General features: G+C 63.7%; 14 protein-coding genes. 7 read left to right on the forward strand and 7 right to left on the reverse strand.

What is annotated here, in order from left to right:
• Window positions 1–125 precede the first annotated feature (125 nt).
• Genes FJ978_RS27895 through FJ978_RS27905 form a run of 3 tightly spaced genes read left to right on the forward strand, consistent with a single transcriptional unit; the run spans window position 126 to window position 5005 of the window.
• Window positions 126–1604 carry an ATP-binding protein gene (locus tag FJ978_RS27895; RefSeq protein ID WP_140575810.1) on the forward strand — a complete coding sequence of 493 codons (1479 nt, stop codon included), beginning with the start codon at window positions 126–128 and terminating at the stop codon, window positions 1602–1604.
• A complete protein-coding gene (locus FJ978_RS27900; protein ID WP_140575812.1) occupies window positions 1604–4564 on the forward strand; it encodes a bifunctional [glutamine synthetase] adenylyltransferase/[glutamine synthetase]-adenylyl-L-tyrosine phosphorylase in 2961 nt (986 codons plus the stop codon). Before FJ978_RS27895 ends, FJ978_RS27900 begins: the two co-directional genes overlap by 1 nt.
• Before the next feature lie 45 nt (window positions 4565–4609).
• Window positions 4610–5005: a hypothetical protein gene (locus FJ978_RS27905; protein WP_140575813.1), complete on the forward strand. Its 396-nt coding sequence runs from the start codon at window positions 4610–4612 to the stop codon at window positions 5003–5005.
• Between the two features lie 95 nt (window positions 5006–5100).
• Here FJ978_RS27905 and FJ978_RS27910 read toward each other — a convergent pair whose 3' ends face one another.
• The 4 genes from FJ978_RS27910 to pepN form a co-directional block, all read right to left on the reverse strand.
• A complete protein-coding gene (locus tag FJ978_RS27910) occupies window positions 5101–5538 on the reverse strand; it encodes a type II toxin-antitoxin system PemK/MazF family toxin (RefSeq protein ID WP_013896421.1) in 438 nt (145 codons plus the stop codon).
• Entirely contained in the window at window positions 5535–5789 is a 255-nt protein-coding gene (locus tag FJ978_RS27915; protein WP_224728940.1) for a type II toxin-antitoxin system Phd/YefM family antitoxin, read from the reverse strand. Before FJ978_RS27915 ends, FJ978_RS27910 begins: the two co-directional genes overlap by 4 nt.
• Window positions 5790–5913: 124 nt before the next feature.
• A complete protein-coding gene (locus FJ978_RS27920; protein WP_140575815.1) occupies window positions 5914–8235 on the reverse strand; it encodes a PAS domain-containing sensor histidine kinase in 2322 nt (773 codons plus the stop codon).
• 189 nt (window positions 8236–8424) lie between these two features.
• Window positions 8425–11070: an aminopeptidase N gene (gene pepN, locus FJ978_RS27925; protein WP_140575817.1), complete on the reverse strand. Its 2646-nt coding sequence runs from the start codon at window positions 11068–11070 to the stop codon at window positions 8425–8427.
• 151 nt (window positions 11071–11221) lie between these two features.
• Here pepN and FJ978_RS27930 point away from each other — a divergent pair, with 151 nt between their 5' ends.
• Both FJ978_RS27930 and FJ978_RS27935 read left to right on the forward strand, forming a co-directional pair.
• The gene (locus FJ978_RS27930; RefSeq protein WP_140575819.1) at window positions 11222–13528 is read left to right on the forward strand and encodes a xanthine dehydrogenase family protein molybdopterin-binding subunit; all 2307 of its coding nucleotides are present in this window, start codon (window positions 11222–11224) and stop codon (window positions 13526–13528) included.
• On the forward strand, window positions 13525–14490 hold the full coding sequence (locus FJ978_RS27935) for a DMT family transporter (protein WP_140575821.1): 966 nt from the start codon (window positions 13525–13527) through the stop codon (window positions 14488–14490). Before FJ978_RS27930 ends, FJ978_RS27935 begins: the two co-directional genes overlap by 4 nt.
• Here FJ978_RS27935 and FJ978_RS27940 read toward each other — a convergent pair whose 3' ends face one another.
• The 3 genes from FJ978_RS27940 to FJ978_RS27950 form a co-directional block, all read right to left on the reverse strand.
• Window positions 14491–15303, reverse strand: coding sequence for a helix-turn-helix transcriptional regulator (locus FJ978_RS27940; RefSeq protein WP_013896415.1), 813 nt, complete (start codon window positions 15301–15303; stop codon window positions 14491–14493). It lies immediately after the preceding gene.
• Window positions 15304–15568: 265 nt separating this feature from the next.
• A complete protein-coding gene (locus tag FJ978_RS27945; RefSeq protein ID WP_181176733.1) occupies window positions 15569–16444 on the reverse strand; it encodes a uracil-DNA glycosylase in 876 nt (291 codons plus the stop codon).
• A 77-nt stretch (window positions 16445–16521) separates the two neighbouring features.
• Window positions 16522–17166 (reverse strand): hypothetical protein, encoded by a 645-nt coding sequence (locus FJ978_RS27950; RefSeq protein ID WP_140575823.1) that lies wholly within the window; start codon window positions 17164–17166, stop codon window positions 16522–16524.
• A gap of 241 nt (window positions 17167–17407) precedes the next feature.
• Between FJ978_RS27950 and FJ978_RS27955 the strand changes: the two genes are divergently transcribed.
• Window positions 17408–19087 carry an electron transfer flavoprotein-ubiquinone oxidoreductase gene (locus FJ978_RS27955; RefSeq protein ID WP_140575825.1) on the forward strand — a complete coding sequence of 560 codons (1680 nt, stop codon included), beginning with the start codon at window positions 17408–17410 and terminating at the stop codon, window positions 19085–19087.
• Between the two features lie 139 nt (window positions 19088–19226).
• A complete protein-coding gene (locus tag FJ978_RS27960; RefSeq protein WP_140575827.1) occupies window positions 19227–19823 on the forward strand; it encodes a DUF922 domain-containing protein in 597 nt (198 codons plus the stop codon).
• The last annotated feature ends 21 nt before the right edge of the window (window positions 19824–19844 follow it).

Here is a 19844-nt window from a genome sequence, read left to right on the forward strand (position 1 = left end):
ATCCCGAAAAGTGGGTACCGGTTTTCTCGGACGAACGGTTTCCGTTTGTCCAGAGATCATGCTCCAACAAAGAGCTGGATCAGCATGACGGCTCTACCAAACATCATGCTGATCTAGGCGACGGCATGGCCTTATCCGTGCCAGCCATCATGAAGACGACGGCAGCGCGGCTTTCGGCGCTCTATCTTCTTTTGTTCGCGATCTGCGCCGTGTCGCTCGTCTTCTACATGACCTCGCTGTCGGCACGCATGCTGACCGCGCAGACGCAGGAAACCATCAACGACGAAGTGCTCGGTCTCGCCCGTGCCTATCAGCGTGGTGGTCTGCCGGTGCTGGTCCGTGTGGTCGAGGCGCGCTCGCGCCAGCCTGGCGCCAACCTCTACCTGATCGCCGATGCCAACGGCCAGATCCTGACTGGCAATGTGCAGAGCCTGGAGCCGGGCGTGATCGAGGCCGAGGGCTGGACGACCGAGCCGTTCTCCTACAAGCGTTTCGGAGAAGGCGAGCTTGATCGCCTGCGCAGCGGAACATCCGACCAGACAACATCTCCTTCAACTGGCGAAAACGCAGCGCAGGCCGAGGGCGAGAAGGGTCACAACGCCATTGCGCTGGTGCTGCGGCTGCCGAACCAGATGATCATGCTGGTCGGCCGCGATCTTGGCGAGCCGGAGCGCTTTCGCGCCGTCATCCGCCGTGCCCTGACGCTGGCGCTCGGCATGATGGGCCTGGGCGGCATCCTGATCTGGTTCTTTGTCGGCCGCGCGGCGCTGAAGCGCATCGACGGGGTTTCGGAAGCGAGCCGTCGCATCATGGGCGGTGATCTTTCCGGCCGGCTGCCGGTGACCGGCGCCGGTGACGAGTTCGACCGGCTTTCGGAAAACCTCAACGCCATGCTGGCCAGGATCGCAACGCTCAACGAAGGCCTGAAGCAGGTTTCCGACAACATCGCGCATGATTTGAAGACGCCGCTGACCCGACTGCGCAACCGGGCCGAGGCGATACTTTCCGGCAAGCACACGACATCCGATTACCGCCAGGCTCTCGAAGGCACCATTGCCGAGTCCGACCAACTGATAAAGACGTTCAACGCCATACTGATGATCTCTCGGCTGGAGGCCGGATATTCGTCTGAGCATACTGCTCGCGTCGATCTGGCGGCAACCGTGCGCGACGTGGTCGAACTCTACGAGCCGGTGGCGGAAGAGGCTGGCGTCTCGCTGGAAGCCAAGGTCAACGGCGCTTTTATCGTCGACGGCAACCGCGAGCTGATCGGTCAGGCGCTGTCCAACATAGTCGACAATGCGATCAAGTATTCGACGGACTCCACGTCCAAGCCGGCGGTCCGTGTGACGCTCGCGCGCACGCATGGCGAGATCAGGCTTTCCGTCGCCGACAACGGCCAGGGCATCCCGGACGACGCCGATCGTGCCCGGGCGACCGAACGTTTCGTGCGGCTGGAGAAGAGCCGTTCACAACCGGGTTCCGGCCTTGGCCTCAGCCTCGCCAAGGCGGTCATGACTTTCCACTATGGTCGGCTTGACCTGTTGCCAGGCAATCCAGGACTATCCGTGGTCATGAGTTTCCCCACACGCGAGGATCACTGATGGCGGCCGTTGCCAAGCGGAGCAAGACCGACTGGCTGCTGAGGCCCGAGGTCGCGCTTGTTCCCCTTGACGCAAGCCGGGCGCGGCAGGAACTGGCCGAGATCGCGGCAGCGGCACGCGAGGAAGGCCTGACACGGCTGGCCAAGTTCCTGGTCGGCAAGGGGAGGGGCCAGGATTTCCTGGCCGGCGTCTTCGACCTCTCGCCATTCCTGCGCGATACGGCGCGGCGCCGGCCCCGGATCCTGGACAGTCTTTTCGACCAGCCGGTGGAGGCTCGTCTGAAAGCGATCACCGCTGCGATCGACAAGGCGCCACTAGCGGAGGCGATCTCGGAATCCGGCCTGATGATGGGGTTGCGCCAGTGCAAGGCCGAAGCGCATTTCCTGATCGCGCTCGCCGATCTCGCCGGCGAGGCCGAAACGTCGCTGACGGTGCGGCGGCTGAGCGACCTTGCCGATGCCTGCACCCGTGCGGCGGTCGACTTCCTGCTGCGTGACGCCCATGGCCAGGGCAAGCTCAGGCTGCCGGACCTCGACAACCCGTCGCGGCAGTCGGGCTGGATCCTGCTCGGCATGGGCAAGCTCGGCGCGCACGAGTTGAATTTCTCTTCCGACATCGACCTCGTCGTGTTCTTCGACCCGGAAGTCCCTGCCGTCGTCGATCCCCTCGACGCCACCGAGCTGTTTTCGCGCCTGACGCGCCGGCTGGTGCGCATCTTGCAGGACCGCACCGAGCACGGTTATGTCTTCCGAACCGATCTGAGATTGCGCCCCGATCCCGGTTCGACGCCGCTGGCGATCCCGGTCGAAGCCGCGCTGCGCTACTACGAAGCGCGCGGCCAGAACTGGGAGCGTGCCGCCATGATCAAGGCGCGTCCGGTGGCCGGCGATCTGGCCGCGGGCGCCGCCTTCCTCAAGGAGCTCCAGCCCTATATCTGGCGCAAATACATGGACTACGCCGCGATTGCCGATGTGCATTCGATCAAGCGCCAGATCCACGCCCATAAGGGACATGGCGAGATCGCCGTGAAGGGCCACAACGTCAAGCTCGGCCGCGGCGGCATCCGCGAGATCGAGTTCTTCGTCCAGACACAGCAGCTGATCGCCGGCGGCCGCTTCCCGGAACTGCGCGGCCGCGAGACCGTACCGATGCTCGGCCAACTCGCGGCGCGCGGCTGGATCACCACCGAGGCGCGCGACGCGCTTGCCCGCCAGTATTGGTTCCTGCGCCGTGTCGAACACGCCATCCAGATGGTGGCCGATGAGCAGACGCACACGTTGCCGGAAGACGATGAGGGGCTGGAGCGCATTGCCCGCATGCTGGGCTTTGCCGATGCGGCAACCTTTGCCGGGGCGTTCCGCACCTCGCTGCAACAGGTCGAGCGCCACTATGCGGCGCTCTTTGAAACGGCACCCGAGCTTTCGGCGGGCATCGGCAATCTGGTCTTCACCGGCGACGTCGACGACCCAGACACATTGCAGACCTTGCATGGTCTCGGCTTCCAGCGGCCGAGCGACATTTGCCGTGTCATTCGTGGCTGGCATTTCGGCCGCTATCGCGTCACCCAATCGGCGGAGGCACGCGAGCGCCTGACGGAGTTGACGCCGGCCCTGCTCAAGGCGTTCGGCCAGACACGGCGGGCGGACGAAGCCTTGATTCGTTTCGATGAATTCCTTGCCGGACTGCCGGCCGGCATCCAGTTGTTCTCCCTGTTGCAGTCGAACCCGGCGCTGCTCAAGCTGATGGCGACGATCATGGGCGCCGCACCCCGGCTGGCTGCTATCATCACGCGCCGGCCCCATGTCTTCGACGGCCTGCTTGATCCAGCCCTTCTCAACGAATTGCCGGACCGTGCCTATCTCTCAGGCCGGCTGTCGGCCTTTATCGAAGGCGACAGGGCCTACGAGGACGTGCTCGACCGCTTGCGCATCTTCGCCTCTGAGCAGAAATTCCTGATCGGTGTGCGCCTGCTCGCCGGTTCGATCGATCCGGCTCGCGCCGGCCGCGCCTTTTCCGACCTGGCCGACCTCACCATCGAGGCCGCGCTACGGGCGGTGATGGCCGAATTCGCAGGGCGTCACGGCATGATTGCCGGCGGCGTGGTTTCGCTGCTGGGCATGGGCAAGCTTGGCAGCCGCGAATTGACGGCCGGGTCGGATGTCGACCTCATCCTGCTCTACGACCACGACGCGGACGCCGAGGATTCCGACGGGGAAAAGCCGCTGGCACCTTCGCATTACTACACCCGCATGACGCAGCGGCTGATCTCGGCCGTATCGGCGCCGACGGCGGAAGGCGTGCTCTACGAACTCGACCTGCGCTTGCGCCCGTCCGGCAACAAGGGACCGGTGGCCACCCATATCGACGCCTTCAAGAAGTACCAGCGCCAGGAGGCCTGGACCTGGGAGCACATGGCACTGGCGCGGGCCCGTTCCATCGCCGGCGATGCCGGGCTCTGCGCCGAGGTCGAGGCGGAAGTCGCGGCGGTGCTGGGCCAGCCGCGCGATGCTGCAAAGGTGAAGGCCGAGGCCTCGGACATGCGGGCCATGATCGAGAAGGAAAAGCCGCCGCGCGACCTGTGGGACATCAAGCTTGTTCCCGGAGGACTGATCGACCTCGAATTCATCGCCCAGGTGGCAGTCATTACGAGGCAGGTCGAGACCGGGCCGCGTGTGACTGGTACGGCCGAGATACTGTCCCGCCTGGCTCCTCGCTTTGCCGATTCCGGGGTGAGGCAGGAGCTTTGCGAAGCCTACGGCCTCTATCTGGCACTGACCCAGATGACGCGGCTGTGCCTCACCGGAGCGTTTGAGCGCGACGACGTTCCGCCGGGGCTTTCGGATATGCTTCTGGCGGTCACCGATCTGCCGGATTTCAGCGTGCTGGAAGCACATCTCAAGGAGACATCGCAGAAGGTCAGGCGGGACTTTGACCTTTTGCTTCGTGCCGGGCGACCATGAAATAGCCGGCCGCATCGGGGGTGACGATGCAACAGGAGAAGACCCATGAGAAAGTCAACCAAGCTTGCCCTTGCCTTCGCAGCGCTCGCCGGCGCCACCGCATACGCTGAAAACAACGCCAGCGCAAAAGTGCGCGAGGACACGATGATGCGCCTCGACAAGGCGATGGGCGATTCGGGCGGGGCTATCACCTTCGACCAGTTTTCCGACGCCATGAACGCGCGGCTGAAGAAGCTGGTTGCCGACAATGGCGGCGCGCTGACCGTCGCCCAGCTCGCCGACGCGCTGGAGAAGGCGCGCTTCCAGCGGATGGCCAAGCGCATCATCGCCCGCTACGACAGCAAGGGCGACGGCACGCTAACATCCGACGATATCGCCAGCCGTGAGAAGAAGGTCTGCGCCATGCTCGGGCCACTTTGGCCGCGACCGTCAGTGGGATGACGACAGTGGCATGCAGTAGTGATGTGCGCGAGTGGTGGCGTCTCTCTGGCGGCGCAACCCGCCAGAGAGACCGGAAATCGAAAACGGCCTGCAGTTTACTCCGTTCGCTGTATCCGGTTGAGGGTGCGGCTCTTGTGGGCCGCCAAAATCCGGTCGCGCAAGTAGGCGTAGAAACGTGGCGGCAGCATGCCGTAGTCGAAGCGGGATGGCTTGCTTCGCGGGATCGGCCTGAGATCGGGACCGGGCCAGAGGAAATCATTGGTTTCGGTCACGACGATCCATGACGGTGCATCATCAAGTCCAAGATGAGTTTTGAGCGTCGCCGGTATCTCTACTGCATCGGCAGAATCAAATGGCGGCGAGTGCGTGATCGGAACCACCGTTACAACCTCGCGCCCCTCCACGACCTGGCGGGCGGCGACGATTGCGCAGGGTCGGCCCTTGCGGCCTTCTTCGGCTCCCGTTTCATGTTCCTTTGCCCAAAGGTATGAATAGCAAATCACCAAACCCGGTATAGGCTTTGGCAGGCTCACGGTGTCCAGTCTTTGAGCATTGCGTCGAGCCCGGCATATTGGTTCGGGACGGCGCTTTCGGCGATGGCGTTCAGCGTCTCATCGTCCAGTTCCTCGATTGGACGGGCGACCCGTCCCTTGACCAGAACCTCGAACATCGCTGCCGACAGAAGCACCGTGTGGGTGCGGCCATTCTTGGTGATCGCGACCGGCGCACGCTGGGCGGCGTCCTGGAAACGTCCGACATTCTGTTGGAATTCCGTTGAAGTCACTCGCACGACAAATCCTCTGTTTCTTATCTAGAGTAGATAAAATAGATAACTTGTCAAGGATTTCCGCTCTCGCCTGCGGGCATCAGGGCGAGGGCCGGGATCGGCTTGGGAGGTAGCGAAATCTTCAAGCGGCGATCTTGACCGCCGGCGTCGCCTTCTTCACCGGTATGCGCACCGACACGATCGTGCCGACACCTTCGGTCGAACGGATTTTCAGTGCGCCGCCCTGGAGCTCGGCCAGCGAACGCGAGATGGCGAGGCCGAGGCCGGACCCCGCATGGTTCTTGGAGAACTGGTTCTGCACCTGTTCGAAGGGCCGCCCGAGCTTGCCGAGCGCCTCCTTTGGGATGCCGCAGCCATTGTCCTCGATCGTCAGCACCAGGGCGCCCGATGTGTTGCGGGCCCTGACCGATATGTGACCGCCCTGGCCGGTGAATTTCACCGCGTTGGACAGCAGGTTGATGACGATCTGCTTGATCGCCCGGCGATCGGCGAACAGCGTCAGCGCGTCGGCGATGCGCGTTTCCACGGTGATCGCCTTCTGCGCTGCCTGCAGCGAGACGACGCGCACCGTCTCGCTGATCAGCGGGCCTAGGTCGATCTGCTCCTGATCCAGCGAGAACTGGCCAGCCTCGATCTTGGACATGTCGAGAATGTCGTTGATGACGCCCAGCAGGTACTTGCCGCTGCTGTTGATGTCGGTGGCATATTCCTCGTAGCGCGACGAACCCAGCGGGCCGAACAGCCCCTGTTCCATCAGTTCGGAGAAGCCGATGATGGCGTTCAGCGGTGTGCGCAGTTCGTGCGACATGTTGGCCAGGAACTCGGATTTGGCCCGGTTCGCCGCTTCGGCGCGCTCGGTTTCCTTCATGTATTTGCGGTTGAGGTCGACCAGTTCGCGCGACCGTTCCTCTTCGGCCCGGCGGGCGAGGCTCAAATCATGGATGGTCGCCATCAGCCGGCGCTCGCTGTCGACCAGCTTCTCCTGGTGCAACTTGATCTGAGTGATGTCCGAGCCGACAGAGACGATGCCGCCATCCCTGGTCTTCAGCTCGTTGACCTGCAGCCAGCGGCCGTCGGACAGCTGCCGCTCGAAAGTGGCGCCGCCTTGCGGACCATTGGTGTTGGCGAGCCGGCGCTCTGAAGCAAAGGCCAGCATCCGCTCTTCCAGCGACACCCGCGTCACACCGGGCATCACGTCGCGATCCGAGAGCCCGTTGTCCTGCTGGTATTTGGAGTTGCACATGATCAGGCGCTGGGCCGAATCCCACAGCACGAAGGATTCGTTGATGTTCTCGATCGCGGTCCTGAGGCGAAGATCGGCTGCCTCCGATCGCAGCGCCAGATGGCGCTGCTCGGTGACGTCGACGGCGATGCCGATCAGCTGGATCTCCGGCGCCTCCGGGTCCATGACTTGTGCGCGGGCGCGCATCCACACCCATTGGCCGTCGGCATGCCGCATCCGGAACACCTGGTCGATGTGGTCGATTTCGCGTGCGACAATTCTGTTGGCGAGCTCGAACAGGTCTCCGTCCTCGGGGTGGATGATCTCATCGACCTCGCCGAAGGACAGCATCGTCTCGCAAGGCTCGTAGCCAAGCATGTCGTACATCGAACGCGACCAGTACATCTTGCCGCGCACCATGTCCCAGTCCCACAGGCCGCAGCGGCCGCGCACCAGCGCCATGTCGATGCGCTGATGCGCTTCGAGGTAGATGCGGTCGGCTGCCTGAGCGCGCGCCGCCTGCCCGAAATAGGCATAGAGGATGATGATCAGCACGCCGGCGGTCAGCACGAACAGGGTGACGTTCAGCGAGACTGTCTTGCGCCAGGTGTCGAAGACGGCTTCCTGCGGAACCAACGCCGCCGCGGCTCCTTTGCCGTCCTTGGCCACGCTTACCGCTGCGTACCAGTCTTGCCCGCCAATGCTGACCTCCATGACCCCGGCGCGGTCGCCGAACATGAACAGCGGCTGGCCGCCCTCGACGAGGCCGTCGAGCGAGTGGCCCTGCCATGGCGTCGAGCGCGGCGATACCGCGGTGATCTTGAAGGCGCCGTCGGTGATGACGAGCACATGGCTGCGGCCCATCGCGCCCTGGCGGCTGGTGGTCTCCAGCAGGTCCTGAATGGCGCCTGGCGGCGTATCGGTGACGGTGGCGAGCGAACTGGCCAGTTGGCCGGCCGCCAGTGTGAGGATCGCCTTGGCGTCGCGCTCCACATCGTCGCGTTCGTTCATCAGCGACAGCACGCGCAGCGCCGCGATGACGATCAGGAAGATGACGATGAGGGCCGGTATCGACCGGCGCAGCAACGGTTCGGCAGCCAGAAGCCGCTTGTAGGCTGGTTCGGCGATGAGCCGCGTATTCCCGGCAAGGCCGTCGCTTCGCGTCTCGCGACGCGCAAAAGCCATCCCTCCGGGCGCGCCCCACGCGTCCGCCTTCGCCATAAATGGCACTCCCCGATTTCAGTATGCCCGACTCTACAGGCTTGACGATCCGGCAACGCCGCACTTCCGAATCGCCATTAAAGAATCAAAGGTGATTCGCCTTGTCCAGTGCTCCGGCGAAAAAAGATTAAAAATCGACTAAAATAATGCCGAAGCGGCCGATCTCCCCACGAGCGGGAGATCAGACACCTAAGCAAGCGTCCGCTCGACAATGTCCCTTAAGTCCGCCGACAGGTTTTCGGCATTGGCGATCGAAAGCAGCGCCTCCCGGGCCTTGGCCTGGCGGCCCGGCTCGAGCGAACGCCATGACCTGAGCGCCGTTGCCAGCCTTGCCGCCACTTGCGGGTTGCGCTTTTCGACCTCGAGCACCGTCTGCGCGAAAAACCGGTAGCCTTCGCCGTCGGGGCGATGGAAGCCGGTCTGGTTGGCGCTGGAGAATGTGCCGATCAGCGAGCGCACCCGGTTTGGATTGCCCATCGAGAAGGCCGGATGAGCGGTTAACGCCCGGACCGTATCCACCGCCTGCGGCCCCGGCACGCTGGCCTGGATCTGGAACCATTTGTCCATGATCAGCGGGTCGGACGCATACTTCGTTTCGAATGCCGCCAGCGCCTTTTTTGCCTCCGGCGAACCGTGGTGTCGATGCGCAAGCACGCCAAGGGCTGCCGCGCGGTCGGTCATGTTGGTCGCCGACTGGAAATGCCCGGCGGCCGATGCCGCGCCGCCAGGCAGCAGCGAGAGATAATCCAGCAAAGTGTTGCGCAGGGCGCGTCGTCCAGCGCTCGCCGCGTCGGGGCTGAACGCGGTCCTGTCTGCAAGGCTGTCGTAGAGGCCGGAAAATACCGCGCCATTGGCGGTGCCGATGGCGAGCGCAAGAGCCTGCCGGGCCGTGTGGATGGCGTCGGGATCGATGTTCCTGCCGATGTCGCGGGCGATGTCGGCATCACCGGGCAGCGCCAGTGCCAGCGCCCGGTAGGCCGGCTCCAGCGTCTCGTCGGCGGCAATGCTGCCGGCGAGCTCGGTCAGCCGTTTCGCGAAGACCGGTTGCTTGCCGCCGAGGATCTCGCGGAACGCTGAAATCAGCGTATCGGTGAGCAGCGTGTTGAATGCCTGCCAGCGCGAGAAGGCGTCGCTGTCATGGCGGGCAAGGAAGAACTGGTCGTCAGCCTTCTGCTCGACCGACAGCGTCACCGGTGCCGAGAAGCCGCGGTTGAGCGACACCGCCGGGCGTTCCGCCACGCCAGAGAAACGCACCATGTGCCGGCGCTTGCGGACATGGATGACGCCGTCGTCGACACTGGCGCCCTCGACGCCGCTGTACGACACCGGCTTGCCGCCGGCGCCGATCAGGCCGAAGGCGAGCGGGATGTGCATCAGCCGCTTGCGGCTTTCGGAGGGTGTCGGCGGCACCGACTGTTCGATCTCGAGCGTGAATTCCTGCAAAGCCGGATTGTGCGTCGAACTGACCGTCAGATTGGGCGTGCCGGCCTGATGATACCAGAGCGCGAACTGCGACAGGTCGCGGCCGGATGCATCCTCGAACACCTTGATGAAATCCTCGATCGTCGCCGCTTCACCGTCATGCCGCTCGAAATAGAGGTCCATGCCGGCACGAAAGGCATCCGGGCCGAGAATGGTGCGGATCATGCGCACCACTTCGGAGCCCTTCTCGTAAACCGTCGCCGTGTAGAAATTGTTGATCTCGCGGTAGCGGCGCGGCCGCACCGGATGCGCCAGCGGACCCTGGTCCTCGGGGAACTGGTGCGCGCGCAGCGTGCGCACCTCGGCGATGCGCTTGACCGCCCGCGAGCGCTGGTCCGCGGAGAATTCGTGATCGCGGAAGACCGTCAGCCCTTCCTTCAGGCAAAGCTGGAACCAGTCGCGGCAAGTGATTCTGTTGCCTGTCCAATTGTGGAAATATTCATGCGCGATGATCGCCTCGATATTGGCGAAATCGGCATCCGTCGCGGTCTCCTGGTCGGCCAGCACGTATTTGTCGTTGAAGATGTTGAGGCCCTTGTTCTCCATAGCGCCCATGTTGAAGTCGGACACGGCGACGATGTTGAAGACGTCGAGGTCGTATTCCCGGCCAAACGCCTCCTCGTCCCATTGCATCGATCGCTTCAGCGCATCCATGGCGTAGCCGGCGAGCTTCTCCTTACCGGGTTCGACATAGATGCCGAGCTCGACCGTGCGGCCCGACATCGTGACGAAACTGTCGGCGACCTGGCCGAGATTGCCGGCCACAAGCGCGAACAGATAGGACGGCTTGGGGAAGGGATCGTGCCAGACGGCGTAGTGCCGGCCATCGCCGAGGTCGCCCTTGTCGACCGGGTTGCCGTTGGACAGAAGCAGCGGCGCCTCGTCACGCAAGGCCTCGATCCGCACGGTGTAGACGGACAGGATATCGGGGCGGTCGAGGAAATAGGTGATGCGGCGGAAGCCCTCGGCCTCGCACTGCGTGCAATAGACATTGCTCGAGCGATAGAGGCCCATCAAGGCTTCATTGCCAGACGGTGCCAGCTCGGTTTCGACGCGCAGCTGGAAACGGCGCGCTGCCGGCGGCTTGAGAATGGTGAGTTGGTCGGGGCTGGCCAGCAGGTCCGCCGGTTTCACTTTCTTGCCGTCGATCTCGATGCGCTTGAGCATCAGCCCATCGCCGTCGAGCACCAGCGGAGCCGACACCGAAACGCCCTCACGACGCTCGATCGTCACTGTTGCGGTGACGATCGTTGCCTGTGGCGAGAGACGGAATTCAAGGTTCGTTTCCGGAATGAGGTAGTCGCTGGGGCGATAGTCTTCGAGTTTGAAGACTTGGCCTGTGTCGGTGCGCATTCCGGGTTTTTTCCTGTCGATTGCGTTGGAGGCGGATTGTTTCCGCTGATCCAAGAAATTTGAAGTCCGCGCTCTTTACACGAAACGGCCCCTCGACAAAACTGCGACAGGGCCTATTTCAGGCCTTCCTTTCCAGCATCGCGAGGCAGTCATGACCATCGTCACACCGAAGTTCGGGATGGGCGCTTCCGTGTTGCGGCGCGAGGATGCCGCTTTCATCCAGGGGCAGGGCCGCTATACCGATGACATCCAGCCGTCCGGCGTGCTGCACGGCTATGTCCTGCGCTCGCCGGTGGCAAAGGCCAGTTTCACCATCGGCTCGACCGATGCGGCGAAGACGGCTCCCGGCGTCCATCTGGTGCTGACGGCCAAGGATATTGCCCATCTCGGCGATCTCAAATCCGGCGTCATGCAGGAACAACCCGACGGCACCAAGGCGCCGACCCGCGACATTCCGGTCCTGTGCCGTGATCGCGTCAATTATGTCGGCGATGCCGTTGCCTTTGTTGTCGCCGACAGCCGTGCCCTGGCGCAGGATGCCGCCGAACTGATCGATGTCGATTATGACAGCGAGGATGCCGCGTCTGGCACGGCGACCGCGCTTGCCGAAGGCACGCCGCTGGTGTGGCCCGAGCTCGGCTCCAACCGCGCCTTCACCTACCACATGGGCGACAAGGCCAAGACGGCGGCGGCTTTCGCCAGGGCGGCTCATGTCACCCGCATCGAGTTCGTCAACAACCGGCTGGTCTGCAATTACATGGAGCCGCGCTCTGCGATCGGCGAATGGAATGCCGGCGAGAACCGTTTCGTGCTGACCACCGGGTCGCAAGGCGTGCATTCCATGCAGTACATCCTGGCCAGCGTGTTCAAGATCAAGAAGAACCAGCTGCGCGTCATCACGCCGGATGTCGGCGGTGGTTTCGGGCCGAAGAGCTTCGTCTACCGCGAATATCCGCTGGTGCTGGAGGCAGCGAAGCGGCTTGGCCGTCCGGTGAAATGGGCCGGCGACCGCACGGAACATTTCCTCACCGACGCGCAAGGCCGCGACAATGCCGTGACGGCCGAGATGGCTTTGGACAAGGATGGCCGCTTCCTCGGCATGCGGGTCGATCTGCTGGCCAATATGGGCGCCTATGTCTCGCAATACGGTCCATTCATTCCCTATATCGGCGTCACCATGTCGACCGGCGTCTATGACATCAGGGCGCTCGATGTCACGGTGACCGGCCTTTACACCAACACCTGTCCCGTCGATGCCTATCGTGGCGCCGGCCGGCCGGAAGCGGCATTCCTGCTGGAAAAGCTGGTCGATGCCTGCGCCCATGATCTCGGCCTGCCCGTCGAAGAGATCCGCCGCCGCAATTTCATCCGGCCGGAGCAGTTTCCCTATCGCACGCAGACCGGCCGCCTCTACGACAACGGCGAATTCGAGGGCCACATGGAGCGCGCCATCGAACGGTCTGAGTGGAAGGCGTTTCCGCAGCGGCTCGAACAGTCGAAAGCCGGCGGCAAGATCCGCGGCATCGGCATGGCGACTTACATCGAGGCCTGCGCCTTCCCGGGCTCAGAGCCGGCGTTTGTCGAGCTCAATGGCGACGGCACGGTGACGCTCAAGATCGGGACCCAGACCAACGGACAGGGCCACGCCACCGCCTATGCGCAGTTCCTGTCGGAAAAGCTCAATCTCGACATCGACAAGATCCATGTACGCCAGGGCGATACCGACGAATTGAAGGCCGGCGGCGGCACCGGCGGCTCGCGCTCGATTCCGCTCGGGGGTGTATCCGCTTCCCGTGCGGGCGAGGATCTGGCCAACAAGATCAAGCGCATCGCCGCCGACGAGCTGGAGGCTTCCGCCGGCGACATCGAGCTGTCCGATGGTGTTGCCCGCATTGTCGGCACCGACCGCACGATCGATTTTTCCACCATCGCCAAGGCCGCGAAAAACCCCGATGACCTCAAGGGGTTCGGCGAGTTCGTCCAGGACGAATGCACCTATCCGAACGGCACCCACATCTGCGAGGTCGAGATCGATCCCGACACCGGCACGACCGAGATCGTCCGCTACACCATCGTCGACGATTTCGGTGTCACGGTGAACCCGATCCTGCTCGCCGGCCAGGTTCATGGCGGCGTCGTGCAAGGCGTCGGCCAGGCGCTGACCGAAAACACCGTCCATGGCGAGGATGGGCAATTGCTGACGGCGAGCTTCATGGACTACGCCATGCCGCGCGCCGACAATTTCCCGTTCTTCCATTTCGAGACCCGGAACGTGCCGTCGACCACCAATGCGCTGGGCATCAAGGGCGCGGGCGAGGCCGGCACGATCGGCTCGACACCGGCGGCACTCAACGCGGTCACCGATGCGCTGTGGCGCGCCTATGGTGTCACGCATATCGAGATGCCGGCGACACCAGCGCGCATCTGGGCGACCATCCAGGAAGCATCGCCAAGGTGACATCAGGGGCGGGGGCGGCACCAGAAACGGCGGGCGGCCACGACACGCTGAGGGGCATTGCCCTGAAGATCGTGTCCGTCGCGGTTTTTGTCGGAATGCAAACCTGCATCAAGGCGGCCGGCGAGGTGCCGGCCGGGCAGATCGTCTTCTTCCGCTCGTTTTTTGCCATCTTCCCGATCATTGCCTTTCTGGCATTTAAGGGACAGTTGCCGACGGCATTCGTCACCAAACGTCCCTTCAACCATGTCGCGCGCGGTATTGTCGGCGTCGGCGCCATGGGGCTTGGCTTCTTCGCGCTCACCAGGCTGCCGCTGCCGGAGGCAATCACCCTGAACTATGCACAGCCGCTGTTGGTCGTGGTGTTCTCCTCCGTTTTCCTTGGCGAGACGATCCGCGTCTACCGCTGGAGCGCGGTGGCAGTCGGTCTGGTCGGCGTGCTCATTATTTCCTGGCCGGAGCTCACTCTGCTCAATTCGGATGAAGCGCTCGACGATCAGGAGGTTCTCGGCGTCATGGCGGCGCTGGTGGCGGCGGCGATCTCGGCCGTCGCCATGCTGCTTGTGCGCAACCTCGTGCAGACGGAGAGGACGGCGACCATCGTGTTATGGTTCTCGTCGACAGCGAGTGTGCTCTCGCTGCTGACGCTGCCTTTCGGCTGGCAATCGCTGACGCCGGTGCAAGCCGCGCTGCTCATCATGGCCGGCTTTTGCGGTGGCCTCGGCCAGATCCTGATGACCTCGGCCTATCGCCATGCAGAAGCCTCGGTGGTGGCGCCGTTCGAATACACCTCGATGATCCTCGGCGTGGTCGTCGGCTACTTTGTCTTCGGCGACGTGACGTCGTTGAGCACGCTGGTCGGCGGTGTGATCGTCGTTGCCGCCGGCATCTTCATCATCTGGCGCGAGCGGCAGCTGGGGCTGGAGCGCACCCGCACCCGCAAGGCGGCACTGCCACAAGGGTAGTCAGGACCGTTCGGCCCGTTCCCTTGCCAGCCGTACCAGCACCGCCCGTGTCTGTTCATCCGCCGGGAAGAACGATTCGATCGCCAGTTCCGACAGCGTCACGTCGAGCGGCGTGCCGAATACGGTTATGGTGCTGATGAACGACAGAACCTGGTCGCCATGCGCAAGCCTGAGCGGATGCACGATCGCATTCGGCTCGACTGGTGCCGGACGGCTGCCCGTCAAGCCGGACGGATAGCCGCGCAGCTCGCGCTCCAGGTCGATCAGCACGGGGTCGCCGGTGGCGTCATTCTGGTGCTTGAGGCGCTCGAGCAGGTGCGTGCGCCATTCCTGGAGGTTGACGATGCGCGGCGCGATGCCGCCCGGGTGCAGGCTGAGGCGAAGCACGTTGACCGGCGCCGCCAGCAAGGAAGCCTCGCTGACATCGGCGAGGAACGGACTAATCGCCGCGTTCGCCGAAACCAGGTTCCAGTGCCGGTCGACGGCCAGCGCCGGAAACGGCTCATGCCCCTTGAGCACGGTCTCGACGGTGGCAAGCGCCGGCGCCAGCGTGGCATCGGTGAGCGGCCTTTCGCCGAAGCTCGGCGCAAAGCCCGCGGCCAGCAGCAGCTGGTTGCGCTGCCTGAGCGGGATCGAAAGCTGCTCGGCCAGATGCAGCACCATGTCGCGCGAGGGCGCGGCACGCCCGCTTTCGACGAAGGAGAGATGGCGCTGCGAGATCTCGGCTTCCATCGCGAGGTCGAGCTGGCTCATGCGGCGGCGCGTGCGCCATTCGCGGATCAGGCTGCCGGCGGAGGTTTGGGCTGTTGTCATGGGAGATGACTAGGGCGGCGAGTGCCCCATTTCAATTACTTGGAAGGTTATCAGCATGGCATTTATGGCAAAGATTGGAGAAAGCGGATATCGCAGCCGATCTCCCCCCTTGTGGGGGAGATGCCTGGCAAGGCAGAGGGGGGCGCTGTCCCGCCGACTTATCGCTTTCGGCAGTTCCTTGCCATGCGGGACTAAGAGAAATGCCGCGTTCCTTCACGCCCCCCTCTGTCCGGACATCTCCCCCACGAGGGGGGAGATCGGCTATTCACTCTAACGCCTTCAGTTTCGCCTTGACCTCGAGAAAATCCCGCCATGCTAGTTTTTTGTGCGCCGGCGTCCGCAAGAGATAGGCCGGATGCAGCGTCGGCATCGCTGGAATGGTCACGCCCGACGCCGTCGTGTGGGCACGCCAGTTGCCGCGCAGTCTGAGGATGCCTTCCGAGGTGTTGAGCAACGTCTTGGCGGAAGGCCCGCCGAGATTGACCAGCACCTTGGGATTGACCAGTTCGATCTGCCGCTCGATGAACGGCCGGCAGATCTCGGTCTCGTGCGGCGTTGGCGTGCGGTTTCCCGGCGGCCGCCATGGAATGACGTTTGCGATGTAGACCGAAGAACGGTCGAGCCCGATCGCAGCCAGCATGCGGTCGAGCAGCCGGCCGGAGCGGCCGACGAAGGGCAGGCCCTCTATGTCCTCGTCGCGGCCGGGCGCCTCGCCGACCAGCATGACCGCGGCTTCCGGGTTGCCGTCGGCGAAGACGAGGCTCTTGGCGGTGGCCTTGAGATTGCAGCCGTCGAAGGCAGCCATGTGCTGGCGAAGCTCATCGAGTGTGGAGGCGCTTGTCGCCATTTGCCGGGCGAGGGCGGCCTGCGCCTCGTCGGGGACGGCGGCGGTGGCGGACACGGTGCGCACCGGCGCATCCGGCACCTTGCTTGCATCCAACCCGGGCGATGCTGCTGGCCGCTCCGGCGTCTTGTCTTCGCCAGGCGACGGCAAGGGCGCCGGCGCGCGCTCGACAGGCCTTGGCGCCACCTCGGCGAAGCGGTTCACCGGAGCGCCTTCCAGCGCCTCATCGACGCCGGCGCTGGCATAGAAGGCCAGGATGTCGGCGATTTCGGTCGGGCTGTTGGGGGCGGCAGTCATGGCGCGCACATTCGTCCGCAGAGCGCCAATTTGCAAGCAAGACAATCCTTTTCCGCACCAACGTGTATCAGCGCACCCTATCCCGTCGGTATGCGCGGGTCCTGCACCAGGTAGAAAGTCCATCGCGGCGTGTAGTCGGTCACCAGGAATTCGAAACTGGCGGTTTTCAGCGGGTCGACCTTGCCGTTCTTGAACAGCAGTCGGTCATAGGGTTCGAAGTCGCGGTCGAAATCGGCGAAATTGCTCGATGAGATATTGTCAGGCGTCTTGTTGCGTTGGTCGAACGAAAGCCCGTCGCCGAACACGCTCGGCTGGTTCAGCGTCTCCTGAAGCTCGAACTGGAATTCGATCCAGGCCTGGCCGCTGTTGTTGAGCACGTCGATGCGCATATACATGATGCCATTGGCGAACTCGCCCGCCTTGCCGAATGTCTGGATCGGCTTCGTGGTGCGGATGGTCAATGTCACCGGTGTCGCCGAATTCAGCTCTTCGGTGATGACCAGCGGATCATCCTTGGTTCCGATGCCGGAGGCCCCGGTGATGCGGAAGCCGCCAAGTTCGTCGGAGAAGGAGTAGGCGCCTGTCGCCCAGACCTTCACCCCGTCCGCGGCGGCATGACCAGGTGCCAACATCAGAAGTGCCAGAAGAACCGCCCGGCAGGCCCGGCCGGGCGGGAAAACAAAGCGCGTTGGAGAAAAGCCGGCTGGGCCAGGAATGCGCATGCCGGGAAGTATGGCCGATAAGCAAGCCGTCGAACAAACAAAAAAACGCCGGCGCGGCGGATCTCATCGGACAGCAACGGCGGCCAGGCCGCAAGATGCGCGACTTTTTGGCCGAATCCGCCCAAATCCGCCCAAATCCGCATTGTCACGTATGCGCCGGTTTCCTGTCGTCAATTGATGCGCTATGCAGCGCAAGAGCCAGCAAGATAGGCAACAGCGGCAAGCCAGTGCGGAGGGGTTGATGAGCGATATCGAACGCGAAAGCATGGAATTCGACGTGGTCATCGTCGGTGCCGGACCGGCCGGCCTTGCCGCGGCCATCCGTCTCAAGCAGGTCAATCCCGAGCTTTCCGTCGTCGTGCTGGAAAAGGGCGGCGAGGTCGGCGCCCATATCCTTTCGGGCGCCGTGGTCGATCCGATCGGCATCGACCGGCTGCTGCCGGGCTGGCGCGAGGAGGACGGCCATCCTTTCAAGACGCCGGTCACGGCGGACCATTTCCTGGTGCTCGGGCCCGCCGGCTCCTTCCGCTTGCCCAACTTCCTGATGCCGCCGCTGATGAACAATCACGGCAATTACATCGTCTCGCTCGGCAATGTCTGCCGCTGGCTGGCCGGCAAGGCCGAGGCGCTTGGCGTCGAGATCTATCCGGGCTTTGCCGCCACCGGCCTCATCTACAATGACGAAGGCGCCGTCACCGGCGTCGTCACCGGCGACATGGGCGTCGAGAAGGACGGCACGCACGGTCCGGGCTTTGCGCCGGGCATGGCGTTGATGGGCAAGTATGTGCTGATCGGCGAAGGCGCGCGCGGCTCGCTCGCCAAGCAGCTGATCGCCAGATACAAGCTTTCCGACGGCCGCGAGCCCGGCAAATATGGCATCGGCCTCAAGGAACTCTGGCAGGTCAAGCCGGAGAACCACCGGCCGGGTCTCGTCCAGCATTCCTTTGGCTGGCCCCTCGACATGAAGACCGGCGGCGGCTCGTTCCTCTATCATCTGGAGGACAACCAGGTGGCGGTCGGCTTCGTCCTCCACCTCAACTACAAGAACCCCTATCTGTCGCCCTTCGAGGAATTTCAGCGCTTCAAGACCCATCCGGCGATCGCGGCTACGTTCGAAGGCGGCAAGCGGCTGGGCTATGGCGCGCGCGCCATCACCGAGGGCGGCTGGCAGTCGGTGCCGAAACTGTCCTTCCCCGGCGGCGCGCTGATGGGCTGCGCCGCGGGCTTCGTCAACGTGCCGCGCATCAAGGGCTCCCACAATGCGGTGCTCTCCGGCATGCTGGTGGCCGAGCATGTCAGTGAAGCAATTGCCGCTGGCCGCGCCAATGACGAGCTCGCCTCCTACGAGGAAGCCTGGCGCACGACCGACATCGGCAAGGATTTGAAGAAGGTGCGCAACGTCAAGCCGCTCTGGTCGCGTTTCGGCACCATCGTCGGCGTCAGCCTCGGCGGCCTCGATATGTGGCTGAACACGCTGTTCGGCATCTCGCCCTTCGGCACGCTGAAGCATGGCAAGGCCGACTATGCGACGCTAGAGCCTGCCGCCCAGCACAAGAAGATCGCCTATCCGAAGCCCGATGGCGTGCTGACCTTCGACCGACTGTCCTCCGTGTTCCTGTCCAACACCAATCACGAGGAAAACGAGCCGGTCCACCTGCTGGTCGCAGACATGGACCTGCAGAAACGCTCAGAGCATGATGTCTTTGCCGGACCCTCGACACGCTACTGTCCGGCGGGCGTCTACGAATGGGTCGACAAGGATGGTAATGCTGCGGCCGACCCATCGGCGAAGGATGTGCGCTTCGTCATCAACGCGCAGAACTGCGTCCACTGCAAGACCTGCGATATCAAGGACCCGAACCAGAACATCAACTGGGTACCGCCCCAGGGTGGGGAAGGGCCTGTCTACCAGGGTATGTGACCTCGCGCCACCCGCTCGCTTGGAGCGGCGGCAGCAAAAAAAGTGGGTCAGGGCTGGCTGCAAGGGTGTCCAGGCCAGCAGGGACGTTGAAACGGCCATCGGTCTATGGTTCTTTCTCCAGGGATAAGGAGAAAGGCCGATGCGCCGGACCGTTCTGACATGCCTCGTTGCTATCGGGACGCTATGCGCTCCAGAAGCCTTTGCCGGCACAAGGGCAGTTATCCAGACGCGGACCTACGACGTCACCGGAAGCTCGGGCGCGGCCTTCATCGACGCGATGGACAGCAAAGGCCCCAGGCACGGCTTCATGACGCATGCCATCGCCACGACTGCCTATACCGTCGACTGGGATCTCGGCGGAGGTCAGGAGAACGGCTTCTGCCGGCTGCGGCGGGTCAACGGCACGCTTAATCTGTTCTACACCTTCCCTCGCATTGCCTCGCCCATGACGCCGGCGCTGAAGCGGCGCTGGAGCCGGTTTTTCGCCGGCGTTCGCGGCCATGAGGAAACGCATGGGCGCATCGCCAGGGAGATGATGCGCACCACCGAAAGGTCGATCACCGGCCTGCGGGTCGCCAACGACCCGTCTTGCTACAAGACGCACCGCGAGGCCCGGCGTCGCATCCAGGCGGTCTATGCCGAATATGAGGCCAGACAAAACGCCTTCGATCGGCGCGAGCATAGCCGCGGCGGCCACGTCGAGCATCTGATCGCGGCCTTGATCCGAAAACCATGAACGAGGGAGTGCTTGGCTCGG

It is taken from the genome of Mesorhizobium sp. B1-1-7, assembly GCF_006442705.1.
Classification (GTDB): Bacteria; Pseudomonadota; Alphaproteobacteria; order Rhizobiales; family Rhizobiaceae; genus Mesorhizobium; species Mesorhizobium opportunistum.